Here is a 12,191-nt window from a genome sequence, read left to right on the forward strand (position 1 = left end):
CGAATCGGTAGTGACCCCTGAAAGTTAGAGTTTTTATTATGCAGCTGATTGGCTGGTTTGAGTTCGGTATTGTATGGGACTTAAACCAGCCAATTTTGCTTTTATGCGTTCATTATTATAGTAGTTCACATATCCCTCAAGTTTTCTTTTAAGCTCTTCATAAGAAACCAGTTCTTCTCCGTAATACATTTCCTGTTTGAGAATCCCGAAAAAATTCTCCATCGCTGCGTTATCTGCGCAGTTTGCTTTTCTGGACATACTTTGAAAGATTTGATGTTTCTTTAAGGTTTTCACCCACGTGTTATGTTGATAATGCCAGCCTTGATCGGAGTGGATGGTTGTTCGGTATTCGGCTTCCGTTCGACACTGCTTCATTCAACGGCTTTAAAACAAGGTCCAGGGTTGGTCGTTTAGAAATTCCAAAAGAGACAATTTCCCCATTAAATAAGTCCATAATCGGGCTTAAATAAAGCTTCTCATTTCCTGCACATTTGAATTCCGTCACATCTGTGACTAATTTTTGGAGCCGTATTGGCGTGTGGAACCTGCGTTTTAATCGATTATGAGCCACTTTCCCAACTGTACCTTTGTACGATTTATACCGGGATTTTCTAGTGAATTTCTCACACTTCAATCCGAGCTCACCCATGATCCGATGAACTTTTTTATGGTTGATCCTATACCCCTGATTTCTAAGCTCGAAAGCAATGCGGCGATAGCCATATGTCCCGTTGTGCTTATGAAAGAGTTTCGTAATTATTTCTTTCCACTCTTTATTCGGATCTTCCTTCTGTAACTGCTTCTTCTGGTAATGATAAGTGGCTTCAGGAATGTCCACTCTTCGTAAAGCGTCTTTTACTTTGAATCCTTCTTGTTTGAGTTCGAATACCAGCGCTGCTTGTGCTTTTCGAGATAGGCGTCCGGATTCTCCTGAAAAGCTTTTAACTTTTTTAGATAAGAATTCTCTAAACGTAGGAGTTCATTTTCACGTTCCAATTGTTCTTCCCGAGTTGGTGCTTTTTCTGTTTTGGGTAACTTTTTCTTAGGTTTTTTTGACATAGAAGGCCGTCCTTTCGCTTTTTCCTGGAGGCCCTCGCTCCCTTCCTTCTGAAATATGTTGGCCCAGCTCGCAATTAAAGCAGGGTTGTTCAGTTGGAAGGCAATCGCAGTCTCCTGAAGAGAAGCTCCTGTCTGTTTCCTAAAGTTTAATACATCCATCTTGAATTGGACAGGGTGGACTTGTTTGGAATGCTTCCTTTTTAACCCTTCTTCTCCAAATGCTTGATAAGCACGAACCCAACGTAAGATTTGAGCATCACTAGGAATGGAGTACTTTTTAGCTAATAAAACGTATCCTTTATGTCCTTGAAGATATTCCCTTACCACCTTCAATTTAAATTCCTTACTATACTTTGCCATAGAAAACACCCCGGAAGTTAGATTTTTCACTCTAACTTCCGGGGTGCACTACCATCATGCCTCTCTCTTTTTTCTAATATTAGGTTCTCACTTAAACGTGGAGATGCAATGCTGCTCGGTTCCGTTTACCGTGACAAAGAGAACCGGGCCTGGGGAAACAACTCGCTTTCCATGGGTGAACGGTGAGCTTCCTCGGGCTTTTAGCCCTCCGGGATCTCCCCCTGTTCTATCCTCCCATAGGAGTCTCGCCGTTTCCCCTGGCCTTTATGTTTTTTGGAGTAACGGAACATTTAGTGAGATAAGACTATCTCTTCTCAAGATTAATAAGACTACAGCATTCCGTTTTAACTATCACCGGTAAAGAGGCTGGGAAATGGCGAGACTCCTGCAGGGAGATAGAGCCATGGTGAGATCCGCGAGTGCAACGAGCTAGCTCACCGGCTCCCCGCGGAAAGCGAGCTATTTCCCAGCCGCTTTTTACTGCTCCAGCAAACGGAACAGCCATTTTCCTTCATAAAAGTGAGGTAAACCAAGGGAAATGGTGAGGTCCGGGAGTTCACCGGCTCCCCGTGGAAAGCAAGTCATTTCCCAGCCGCTTTTCTCCGTTACTTGATAAACGGAACCGTCATTCCTAATGGACGTAGAAATAGAATTAGAGTAAGACTAGCCACTAACTCATTTTATTGCTTCAAAAGTAAGAATCTCTGTTGATGCTGATGGAGAGCGGCCATATTCATAATCACTTGATACCGTAACCTCTGTAAAACCGGTCGATTTCAGAATCTGTTTGAACTCTTCCACGCCATACCACCTCATAGGGAAACGTTCGAGTTCTGTTTGGACAAGTTCTCCGTTGCTCCAGCGTTCATACCTGTTATGAGAGACCGTGTATTGTTCAAAGACATTGTGTGCTGTCATCTTACTTTCAAGAGAAATCACATCTCCGTTCTCAAGCTTCCAGGTGCGAGTGGATACTTTACCGATTGGGAAGTCCTTCGGGATAGATAGATCGAGCAGCAAACTACCGCCCGGGGTGAGACTTTTATAAAATTGATGTAAAGCTTTTAACGAATCCTTTCGTTTATGCAAGAGTAAAAACGTTCCTGTGGGAACAATTACAGCTTCATAGTAGGATTCCTTTGAATATGTAGTCATATCAGCTTGAAAAAGGCGAGGATTTATTTTATGATTCTCGCAATTTCTGCGGCAGACTTCCAGCATGGCACTGGATAGATCAAATCCTTCAACTTCAAAGCCTGCTTGTGATAAGGGGATGAGAATTCTTCCTGTTCCTGCGGCCGGCTCCAGTATCCTCCCAGAGACTCCTTCCAGACGACTCTTGTAAAATTCCACATCTCCAAAAGAGAATCCAATGGGTTTATCTATGTCGTAGACTTGCGTAGATAAATGATGATAGTAGTTGAGCATGGACCCGCCTCCTTTTCTTTTATAATATCATAAGGATGAAGCAGGGGAAGGCGTCTAGTAGAATGGAAAGGTGAAAGTTCAGTAAATAAAAAAATCCATAAAAAAGGCCGGCTGTTCCAAAAGGAAAGGCCGGCTGAATATATATTTATTAAAAGGGGGTCAACGATCATTAATGGACAGCGGCTTCCACATTCACGAGTCCGTTACCGTAATCAAATGAATCGCCAAGGGGAGTAGCCGTTTCATTCAAGCGGTCGCGAACATCCTGATTGCTTAAACTGTCGTCATCTGCCAGTACGAGTGCAGCGGCACCAGCTACATGTGGTGCAGCCATAGAAGTACCGTTAAATGAAGCATAATCATTTTCAGGTACAGAACTTAAAATATCCACACCAGGAGCCATAACTTCAAGTTCATTTCCTCGGCTTGAAAAAGAAGCGACCTGATTGGAACTATCGACAGCACCTACAGCCATAGCTGTCTCATACTTAGCAGGATAGCCGATTGTATTAAAAGGACCAAATTTTCCAGAGTTTCCGGCAGCGGCTACAACTAGAACACCGTTATGGTAGGCATTATCGACGGCTTCTTTAAGTGCAGCAGAACCTACAGATCCTCCAAGGCTCATATTAATGACATCCATGTCATTAGCAATTGCCCATTCGATCCCTGCGGCAATTTCACTATAGGCGCCGCTTCCTTCACCATTGAGAACTTTTACTGCATATAAGTCCACATCCGGAGCAACTCCGAGCACACCGACGTTGTTATCGACAGCGGCAATCGTACCTGCCACATGGGTTCCGTGCCCATTTAGATCATCAAATGGATCAGGTTCAGAGCTGACAAAACTGGCACCGCCAGCGACATTTAAGTCTTCGTGGCCGGATTCAATGCCTGAATCAAGAACAGCAACTTTGACACCGTTCCCCGTATTCCCTGTGTTCTGAACAACATCAGCATTTATTTGCGAAATACCTGGCGGGGAGGTTTGAGCTAATGCTTTTGCTTTATGGTCTTTTTCCACATATTCAACATTTGGATTGTTTTTTAAAGCTTTAACAGCCTGCTCAGGCAGGTTAGCTTTTACAACATTCATATACTTATACTGATGATCGACGTCTCCTCCAAGACTTTGGACAGATGCAGTAACGGCATCACCTTTAAACTTGATTAAATAGTCCGAACGGCTTTCTTTTGAATCAGCACTTACCATTCCACCAAAGGCTGCAGTTAACGCTAGTGTCAGTATAAAAATTAAACTAATCCACTTCCACTGTCTCTTCATCCACTTCCTCCTTTTCGATCACATCAACTACCCGGGTAAATGTTGTATGTAATTCTGAATTGTCACAATTATATGATAACATGGATGTGGAGGGGTTGTTATTGGGAAATGAGGGAGGGGAGAAGGAGTCTAAAAGGCTCAAATTATCTGTAGTTGCACAAGTTTTCATTAAAAAAGCTCTTCTCAACCAAAGAGAAGAGCTTACAGCCTAATGGGTATACCACTCATATAACTTCTTAGGTCTTCCGATTTTCTGATGGCGGATGACTTGTTTTACTTTTCCTTCTTCAAGTAAATGCATCAAATAGCGATACACGGTAGGATAAGCAAGACCGACACTTGAGGAAATCTCATCTACTGATTTAGGAGTATCATTTTCCATTAAACAGGAGGCGACAGAGTCAAGGGTTTCTTTACTGATGCCTTTTGCTGTATACACGTCTTCTTCAACTGCCAGACGTTTTCTCATATTCACAATTTGTATGTGAAGATGAATTCTTGAGATTAAATCCAGAGGTTTTATCGGCTTTAATGAAAAATCAGTAGCCCCTTCCTGCCTGAACTGAGCCGCCACATCTTCACGGTCATCCTCTGTTAATACAAGGATGGGGACTTGTTGGTTTTCGAGCCGAACTCTTTTCACGAACTCCAATCCATCCATAATGGGCATATGATAATCGACAATCATAATATCGTAATGATTTTTATTAAATAAATAGAGCCCTTCACGACCATCGGAGGCTGTATCTGCATACAGTCCGTCTTTCTCGCATAAGCTCTTCATTAAATCACGCATGGATGGTTCATCATCCACGATCAGGAGCTTCATCCTTTAACACCCTTTCTCTTACAGTCAACCAAAGCCGTATGAATTTACTCTAATATTATAATGTAAAAAAACTGTTGGCAATGGATTTAAGAGAAATGTTGCAGATTCGCATGGCTTTTCTACTCACTTTATTTATAAAGAAGAAAAATCACCCGTGGGCCGAACAGTCACAAGGGTGATTGATAATGAATTCTATATTGTGAAACCGATTTTTCCAAAATTTTTCGTGTCTCTTAAATAGGAAAAAGCCTCTTTATATTCGGAGATATTAAACATTCTATCGACTTCGGGTCTAATATTATGTTTTTCAATGAATTGGATCATTTCTTTGAATTCTTCTACACTTCCCATTGTAGAGCCGAGGAGATTGTACTGCCCATAGAAAAACTTACGAATATCGATCGTAACCTCATCTTCAGTAGTAGCTCCAAATGTGACAATCGTGCCGCCTTTACGGATAATTTCCAATGATTTATTAAAAGTTGCCTGACCAATGCTTTCCACGAGCAAATCAACAGACTCATCTTTAAGTTCTTCTTTCCAATCAGATTGTGTTAATACGGCTGCATCTGCCCCGAGCTTTTTAGCATTCTCTAACTTTTCTTCGCTTCGGGAAGTAACGATAACGCGGGCACCGGCTGCTTTTGCAAACTTAAGGGCAAATGTCAGGACACCACTTCCGNATTTGACATAGAAGGCCGTCCTTTCGCTTTTTCCTGGAGGCCCTCGCTCCCTTCCTTCTGAAATATGTTGGCCCAGCTCGCAATTAAAGCAGGGTTGTTCAGTTGGAAGGCAATCGCAGTCTCCTGAAGAGAAGCTCCTGTCTGTTTCCTAAAGTTTAATACATCCATCTTGAATTGGACAGGGTGGACTTGTTTGGAATGCTTCCTTTTTAACCCTTCTTCTCCAAATGCTTGATAAGCACGAACCCAACGTAAGATTTGAGCATCACTAGGAATGGAGTACTTTTTAGCTAATAAAACGTATCCTTTATGTCCTTGAAGATATTCCCTTACCACCTTCAATTTAAATTCCTTACTATACTTTGCCATAGAAAACACCCCGGAAGTTAGATTTTTCACTCTAACTTCCGGGGTGCACTACCATCATGCCTCTCTCTTTTTTCTAATATTAGGTTCTCACTTAAACGTGGAGATGCAATGCTGCTCGGTTCCGTTTACCGTGACAAAGAGAACCGGGCCTGGGGAAACAACTCGCTTTCCATGGGTGAACGGTGAGCTTCCTCGGGCTTTTAGCCCTCCGGGATCTCCCCCTGTTCTATCCTCCCATAGGAGTCTCGCCGTTTCCCCTGGCCTTTATGTTTTTTGGAGTAACGGAACATTTAGTGAGATAAGACTATCTCTTCTCAAGATTAATAAGACTACAGCATTCCGTTTTAACTATCACCGGTAAAGAGGCTGGGAAATGGCGAGACTCCTGCAGGGAGATAGAGCCATGGTGAGATCCGCGAGTGCAACGAGCTAGCTCACCGGCTCCCCGCGGAAAGCGAGCTATTTCCCAGCCGCTTTTTACTGCTCCAGCAAACGGAACAGCCATTTTCCTTCATAAAAGTGAGGTAAACCAAGGGAAATGGTGAGGTCCGGGAGTTCACCGGCTCCCCGTGGAAAGCAAGTCATTTCCCAGCCGCTTTTCTCCGTTACTTGATAAACGGAACCGTCATTCCTAATGGACGTAGAAATAGAATTAGAGTAAGACTAGCCACTAACTCATTTTATTGCTTCAAAAGTAAGAATCTCTGTTGATGCTGATGGAGAGCGGCCATATTCATAATCACTTGATACCGTAACCTCTGTAAAACCGGTCGATTTCAGAATCTGTTTGAACTCTTCCACGCCATACCACCTCATAGGGAAACGTTCGAGTTCTGTTTGGACAAGTTCTCCGTTGCTCCAGCGTTCATACCTGTTATGAGAGACCGTGTATTGTTCAAAGACATTGTGTGCTGTCATCTTACTTTCAAGAGAAATCACATCTCCGTTCTCAAGCTTCCAGGTGCGAGTGGATACTTTACCGATTGGGAAGTCCTTCGGGATAGATAGATCGAGCAGCAAACTACCGCCCGGGGTGAGACTTTTATAAAATTGATGTAAAGCTTTTAACGAATCCTTTCGTTTATGCAAGAGTAAAAACGTTCCTGTGGGAACAATTACAGCTTCATAGTAGGATTCCTTTGAATATGTAGTCATATCAGCTTGAAAAAGGCGAGGATTTATTTTATGATTNTCGATGAAGAGTCCGGGGTAGACTTTACGACTGGCGTCTCCTTATCTTTGGAAAATGGCATCATTGTCCAAGTGGATTGCAGCTTTGAAGCAGAAGGAAGAAACGAATACCAGGTGATCGGTTCAGAAGGGTCCATCAACGTTCACGATGCTTACCGGCCTGATAAGCAGGACCATATCGGTAAAATTACATTAAGAAACGAGAAAGGCGTGCAGGAACTCATAGAAACAGGTGATCAATATCGCCTGCAGGTTGAAAAGTTTATGGAAGCAGCTGGACAAAAAGATTCCCTGACTGAGCTTCATAACGAGACGCTGAGATACTTGAAAGTCATGGAAGAATCTATTCACCTGATCTATAGGGGGAAATAGGATGGAAGAGTTTCAAAGCCTAGATGGAACAGCTCAATTAGAGCTTCTCAGAAATAAAGAAATCAAACTGAGCGAAGTAAACGAATACTATAAAACACAGATCATTAGAAAGAACCCGGAACTTCAGGCTGTCGTCCATACGATGTTTGATCATATGCCTGATGAGTATGACGAAAACAGGGGAAGGTTTGGCGGTTTTCCGTTTTTAATAAAAGATTTAAATGCCGTGGAGGGGCAGCCTGTCTCTTTTGGCAGTAAAATAATGAAGGGCTTTAAAGCTTCCACAGACGATGAAGTCGTGAAAAGATACAAACGGGCAGGGCTCAACATTATTGGAAAAACAAACACTCCGGAATTCGGCTTTACACCGGCCACAGAGTCCAACTTTTTAGGTTTTGCGAAAAACCCATGGAATCCTGATTTTTCTCCAGGAGGCTCAAGTGGAGGAGCGGCAGCGGCTGTCGCTTCCGGCATGATACCTTTTGCACACGGCAGCGATGGCGGGGGATCGATACGTATTCCAGCTTCCTGCTGCGGGGTGTTTGGATTAAAACCGACACGGGGCCGATCGCCATTGTCAATGCGAATCAACAGCTTATCTGTTCACCATGCACTGACACGGTCAGTAAGGGACAGTGCCTTACTGCTGAATGTCATTGAAGGATCGCAGCTCGGAGACTCTTTTTCGACACCGCCTTTAGGAGGGCCATTTGAAAGATACTTAGAGAGGGATCCCAAGCCATTAAAGATTGCCTATATGGCAGACTTTGGAGCGGATTTGAATATCGACGAGGAAGTGCAGCAGGCTGTAGAATCAACGGCAAAGCTTTGCGAAGAATTAGGGCATCACGTCGAAATCGCTTATCCAGATTTTAATTTGCACCGTTTTATGAATGCCTATGTTACAGTTTGGGTCGTCGGCGGGGCACTGGCCGTGAAAAATGCTGCACAGATGAACGGTAAAGAGGTTAACGACGAAACTACAGAACGACTGCTTTATTCCTTAATTGAAAAGGCGGATGGCTACTCAGTCTTTGAGTATGAAGAAGCACGGCAGTATTTGTTTGATGAAAGTGTGAAGGTGCACCGATTTTTTCAGAAGTATGACGTTCTTCTACATCCGGTAAACGCCAAGCCGCCGCTTCCATTAGGATGCTATGATGGAGAGAAAAAGACAGTAGATGATATTTTGAAGGTATCTGCTGAATATGCTCACTTAACACCAATCGCAAATGTGACCGGACAGCCGGCGATGAGTGTACCTTTATATTGGGGAAGTAATAGCCTTCCCATCGGTTCTCATTTCATGGGGCGTTTTGGTGATGAAGCTACCCTTCTTCAACTGGCAGCCCAGCTTGAAAAAGCGCGTCCCTGGCAGAATAAATACAGTGAGCTGGCATAGATATTAATTAGGAAAATTTATTCTTGGCCTAAGAGCCTCAGGTTTTCTAAAGGAGGAATTCTATTTGAGTTGGTTACATGGAATCTATACGACCCGCTATCTGTTTGTGGTCTTTTTTTCGATAACCTCTCTTAGTCTGCTTACTTATCAATCTATCGCTATATTCAATGCATTTGCGGAATTCTTTGAATTTCTCCGGAGAAGTTAACCTGTACAAAGAGAGAGGCGAATCGGTAGTGACCCCTGAAAGTTAGAGTTTTTATTATGCAGCTGATTGGCTGGTTTGAGTTCGGTATTGTATGGGACTTAAACCAGCCAATTTTGCTTTTATGCGTTCATTATTATAGTAGTTCACATATCCCTCAAGTTTTCTTTTAAGCTCTTCATAAGAAACCAGTTCTTCTCCGTAATACATTTCCTGTTTGAGAATCCCGAAAAAATTCTCCATCGCTGCGTTATCTGCGCAGTTTGCTTTTCTGGACATACTTTGAAAGATTTGATGTTTCTTTAAGGTTTTCACCCACGTGTTATGTTGATAATGCCAGCCTTGATCGGAGTGGATGGTTGTTCGGTATTCGGCTTCCGTTCGACACTGCTTCATTCAACGGCTTTAAAACAAGGTCCAGGGTTGGTCGTTTAGAAATTCCAAAAGAGACAATTTCCCCATTAAATAAGTCCATAATCGGGCTTAAATAAAGCTTCTCATTTCCTGCACATTTGAATTCCGTCACATCTGTGACTAATTTTTGGAGCCGTATTGGCGTGTGGAACCTGCGTTTTAATCGATTATGAGCCACTTTCCCAACTGTACCTTTGTACGATTTATACCGGGATTTTCTAGTGAATTTCTCACACTTCAATCCGAGCTCACCCATGATCCGATGAACTTTTTTATGGTTGATCCTATACCCCTGATTTCTAAGCTCGAAAGCAATGCGGCGATAGCCATATGTCCCGTTGTGCTTATGAAAGAGTTTCGTAATTATTTCTTTCCACTCTTTATTCGGATCTTCCTTCTGTAACTGCTTCTTCTGGTAATGATAAGTGGCTTCAGGAATGTCCACTCTTCGTAAAGCGTCTTTTACTTTGAATCCTTCTTGTTTGAGTTCGAATACCAGCGCTGCTTGTGCTTTTCGAGATAGGCATCCGGATTCTCCTGAAAAGCTTTTAACTTTTTTAGATAAGAATTCTCTAAACGTAGGAGTTCATTTTCACGTTCCAATTGTTCTTCCCGAGTTGGTGCTTTTTCTGTTTTGGGTAACTTTTTCTTAGGTTTATTTGACATAGAAGGCCGTCCTTTCGCTTTTTCCTGGAGGCCCTCGCTCCCTTCCTTCTGAAATATGTTGGCCCAGCTCGCAATTAAAGCAGGGTTGTTCAGTTGGAAGGCAATCGCAGTCTCCTGAAGAGAAGCTCCTGTCTGTTTCCTAAAGTTTAATACATCCATCTTGAATTGGACAGGGTGGACTTGTTTGGAATGCTTCCTTTTTAACCCTTCTTCTCCAAATGCTTGATAAGCACGAACCCAACGTAAGATTTGAGCATCACTAGGAATGGAGTACTTTTTAGCTAATAAAACGTATCCTTTATGTCCTTGAAGATATTCCCTTACCACCTTCAATTTAAATTCCTTACTATACTTTGCCATAGAAAACACCCCGGAAGTTAGATTTTTCACTCTAACTTCCGGGGTGCACTACCATCATGCCTCTCTCTTTTTTCTAATATTAGGTTCTCACTTAAACGTGGAGATGCAATGCTGCTCGGTTCCGTTTACCGTGACAAAGAGAACCGGGCCTGGGGAAACAACTCGCTTTCCATGGGTGAACGGTGAGCTTCCTCGGGCTTTTAGCCCTCCGGGATCTCCCCCTGTTCTATCCTCCCATAGGAGTCTCGCCGTTTCCCCTGGCCTTTATGTTTTTTGGAGTAACGGAACATTTAGTGAGATAAGACTATCTCTTCTCAAGATTAATAAGACTACAGCATTCCGTTTTAACTATCACCGGTAAAGAGGCTGGGAAATGGCGAGACTCCTGCAGGGAGATAGAGCCATGGTGAGATCCGCGAGTGCAACGAGCTAGCTCACCGGCTCCCCGCGGAAAGCGAGCTATTTCCCAGCCGCTTTTTACTGCTCCAGCAAACGGAACAGCCATTTTCCTTCATAAAAGTGAGGTAAACCAAGGGAAATGGTGAGGTCCGGGAGTTCACCGGCTCCCCGTGGAAAGCAAGTCATTTCCCAGCCGCTTTTCTCCGTTACTTGATAAACGGAACCGTCATTCCTAATGGACGTAGAAATAGAATTAGAGTAAGACTAGCCACTAACTCATTTTATTGCTTCAAAAGTAAGAATCTCTGTTGATGCTGATGGAGAGCGGCCATATTCATAATCACTTGATACCGTAACCTCTGTAAAACCGGTCGATTTCAGAATCTGTTTGAACTCTTCCACGCCATACCACCTCATAGGGAAACGTTCGAGTTCTGTTTGGACAAGTTCTCCGTTGCTCCAGCGTTCATACCTGTTATGAGAGACCGTGTATTGTTCAAAGACATTGTGTGCTGTCATCTTACTTTCAAGAGAAATCACATCTCCGTTCTCAAGCTTCCAGGTGCGAGTGGATACTTTACCGATTGGGAAGTCCTTCGGGATAGATAGATCGAGCAGCAAACTACCGCCCGGGGTGAGACTTTTATAAAATTGATGTAAAGCTTTTAACGAATCCTTTCGTTTATGCAAGAGTAAAAACGTTCCTGTGGGAACAATTACAGCTTCATAGTAGGATTCCTTTGAATATGTAGTCATATCAGCTTGAAAAAGGCGAGGATTTATTTTATGATTCTCGCAATTTCTGCGGCAGACTTCCAGCATGGCACTGGATAGATCAAATCCTTCAACTTCAAAGCCTGCTTGTGATAAGGGGATGAGAATTCTTCCTGTTCCTGCGGCCGGCTCCAGTATCCTCCCAGAGACTCCTTCCAGACGACTCTTGTAAAATTCCACATCTCCAAAAGAGAATCCAATGGGTTTATCTATGTCGTAGACTTGCGTAGATAAATGATGATAGTAGTTGAGCATGGACCCGCCTCCTTTTCTTTTATAATATCATAAGGATGAAGCAGGGGAAGGCGTCTAGTAGAATGGAAAGGTGAAAGTTCAGTAAATAAAAAAATCCATAAAAAAGGCCGGCTGTTCCAAAAGGAAAGGCCGGCTGA

16 protein-coding genes are annotated in these 12,191 nt (G+C 43.0%); 3 read left to right on the plus strand and 13 right to left on the minus strand.

From position 1 onward, the window contains the following. Positions 1–36: 36 nt before the first annotated feature. The 9 genes from B7E06_RS02245 to B7E06_RS02285 form a co-directional block, all read right to left on the minus strand. Positions 37–375, minus strand: a complete 339-nt coding sequence (locus B7E06_RS02245; protein ID WP_082232457.1) for an IS3 family transposase — start codon at positions 373–375, stop codon at positions 37–39. Next, the gene (locus B7E06_RS02250) at positions 302–892 is read right to left on the minus strand and encodes an IS3 family transposase (protein WP_082232459.1); all 591 of its coding nucleotides are present in this window, start codon (positions 890–892) and stop codon (positions 302–304) included. The genes B7E06_RS02245 and B7E06_RS02250 overlap by 74 nt, the downstream gene beginning before the upstream one ends. Next, a complete protein-coding gene (locus tag B7E06_RS02255) occupies positions 856–1,419 on the minus strand; it encodes a helix-turn-helix domain-containing protein (protein ID WP_082232461.1) in 564 nt (187 codons plus the stop codon). Before B7E06_RS02255 ends, B7E06_RS02250 begins: the two co-directional genes overlap by 37 nt. Positions 1,420–2,094: 675 nt before the next feature. Further along, positions 2,095–2,847 (minus strand): class I SAM-dependent methyltransferase, encoded by a 753-nt coding sequence (locus B7E06_RS02260; protein WP_082232463.1) that lies wholly within the window; start codon positions 2,845–2,847, stop codon positions 2,095–2,097. Between the two features lie 169 nt (positions 2,848–3,016). Next, positions 3,017–4,135 carry a S8 family peptidase gene (locus B7E06_RS02265; protein ID WP_082232465.1) on the minus strand — a complete coding sequence of 373 codons (1,119 nt, stop codon included), beginning with the start codon at positions 4,133–4,135 and terminating at the stop codon, positions 3,017–3,019. A 208-nt stretch (positions 4,136–4,343) separates the two neighbouring features. Next, positions 4,344–4,964 carry a response regulator gene (locus tag B7E06_RS02270; protein ID WP_082232467.1) on the minus strand — a complete coding sequence of 207 codons (621 nt, stop codon included), beginning with the start codon at positions 4,962–4,964 and terminating at the stop codon, positions 4,344–4,346. A 192-nt stretch (positions 4,965–5,156) separates the two neighbouring features. Continuing rightward, positions 5,157–5,723, minus strand: coding sequence for a zinc-binding dehydrogenase (locus B7E06_RS02275; protein ID WP_082232469.1), 567 nt, complete (start codon positions 5,721–5,723; stop codon positions 5,157–5,159). Continuing rightward, on the minus strand, positions 5,630–6,016 hold the full coding sequence (locus B7E06_RS02280) for a helix-turn-helix domain-containing protein (protein WP_082232470.1): 387 nt from the start codon (positions 6,014–6,016) through the stop codon (positions 5,630–5,632). The genes B7E06_RS02275 and B7E06_RS02280 overlap by 94 nt, the downstream gene beginning before the upstream one ends. 675 nt (positions 6,017–6,691) lie before the next feature. Then, positions 6,692–7,105: a hypothetical protein gene (locus B7E06_RS02285; RefSeq protein ID WP_082232472.1), complete on the minus strand. Its 414-nt coding sequence runs from the start codon at positions 7,103–7,105 to the stop codon at positions 6,692–6,694. A gap of 96 nt (positions 7,106–7,201) precedes the next feature. Between B7E06_RS02285 and B7E06_RS22380 the strand changes: the two genes are divergently transcribed. The 3 genes from B7E06_RS22380 to B7E06_RS21680 all read left to right on the plus strand — a co-directional run bounded on the left by B7E06_RS22380 (position 7,202) and on the right by B7E06_RS21680 (position 9,189). Continuing rightward, entirely contained in the window at positions 7,202–7,579 is a 378-nt protein-coding gene (locus B7E06_RS22380) for a hypothetical protein (protein WP_082232474.1), read from the plus strand. Between the two features lies 1 nt (position 7,580). Then, complete coding sequence (locus B7E06_RS02295; RefSeq protein ID WP_082232455.1) at positions 7,581–8,981, plus strand: amidase; 1,401 nt, start codon at positions 7,581–7,583, stop codon at positions 8,979–8,981. A 64-nt stretch (positions 8,982–9,045) separates the two neighbouring features. Then, positions 9,046–9,189: a hypothetical protein gene (locus tag B7E06_RS21680; RefSeq protein ID WP_179133920.1), complete on the plus strand. Its 144-nt coding sequence runs from the start codon at positions 9,046–9,048 to the stop codon at positions 9,187–9,189. A gap of 54 nt (positions 9,190–9,243) precedes the next feature. On the opposite strand, the gene B7E06_RS02300 is transcribed toward B7E06_RS21680, so the two are convergent. From B7E06_RS02300 to B7E06_RS02315, 4 genes are all read right to left on the minus strand, one after another. Continuing rightward, the gene (locus B7E06_RS02300; RefSeq protein ID WP_082232457.1) at positions 9,244–9,582 is read right to left on the minus strand and encodes an IS3 family transposase; all 339 of its coding nucleotides are present in this window, start codon (positions 9,580–9,582) and stop codon (positions 9,244–9,246) included. Then, positions 9,509–10,099 carry an IS3 family transposase gene (locus tag B7E06_RS02305; protein ID WP_082232459.1) on the minus strand — a complete coding sequence of 197 codons (591 nt, stop codon included), beginning with the start codon at positions 10,097–10,099 and terminating at the stop codon, positions 9,509–9,511. The genes B7E06_RS02300 and B7E06_RS02305 overlap by 74 nt, the downstream gene beginning before the upstream one ends. Further along, the gene (locus B7E06_RS02310; RefSeq protein ID WP_082232476.1) at positions 10,063–10,626 is read right to left on the minus strand and encodes a helix-turn-helix domain-containing protein; all 564 of its coding nucleotides are present in this window, start codon (positions 10,624–10,626) and stop codon (positions 10,063–10,065) included. The genes B7E06_RS02305 and B7E06_RS02310 overlap by 37 nt, the downstream gene beginning before the upstream one ends. Before the next feature lie 675 nt (positions 10,627–11,301). Further along, positions 11,302–12,054 (minus strand): class I SAM-dependent methyltransferase, encoded by a 753-nt coding sequence (locus B7E06_RS02315; RefSeq protein WP_082232463.1) that lies wholly within the window; start codon positions 12,052–12,054, stop codon positions 11,302–11,304. Positions 12,055–12,191 lie beyond the last annotated feature (137 nt).

The organism is Halobacillus massiliensis, from assembly GCF_900166625.1.
Taxonomy (GTDB): Bacteria; Bacillota; Bacilli; order Bacillales; family Halobacillaceae; genus Halobacillus_A; species Halobacillus_A massiliensis.

Coding starts and splice junctions, on each gene's coding strand:
- B7E06_RS02245 (WP_082232457.1), bottom strand. CDS start 375: ATGAAGCAGTGTCGAACGGAAGCCGAATACCGAACAACCATCCACTCC.
- B7E06_RS02255 (WP_082232461.1), bottom strand. CDS start 1,419: ATGGCAAAGTATAGTAAGGAATTTAAATTGAAGGTGGTAAGGGAATAT.
- B7E06_RS02260 (WP_082232463.1), bottom strand. CDS start 2,847: ATGCTCAACTACTATCATCATTTATCTACGCAAGTCTACGACATAGAT.
- B7E06_RS02265 (WP_082232465.1), bottom strand. CDS start 4,135: ATGAAGAGACAGTGGAAGTGGATTAGTTTAATTTTTATACTGACACTA.
- B7E06_RS02270 (WP_082232467.1), bottom strand. CDS start 4,964: ATGAAGCTCCTGATCGTGGATGATGAACCATCCATGCGTGATTTAATG.
- B7E06_RS02295 (WP_082232455.1), top strand. CDS start 7,581: ATGGAAGAGTTTCAAAGCCTAGATGGAACAGCTCAATTAGAGCTTCTC.
- B7E06_RS02300 (WP_082232457.1), bottom strand. CDS start 9,582: ATGAAGCAGTGTCGAACGGAAGCCGAATACCGAACAACCATCCACTCC.
- B7E06_RS02310 (WP_082232476.1), bottom strand. CDS start 10,626: ATGGCAAAGTATAGTAAGGAATTTAAATTGAAGGTGGTAAGGGAATAT.
- B7E06_RS02315 (WP_082232463.1), bottom strand. CDS start 12,054: ATGCTCAACTACTATCATCATTTATCTACGCAAGTCTACGACATAGAT.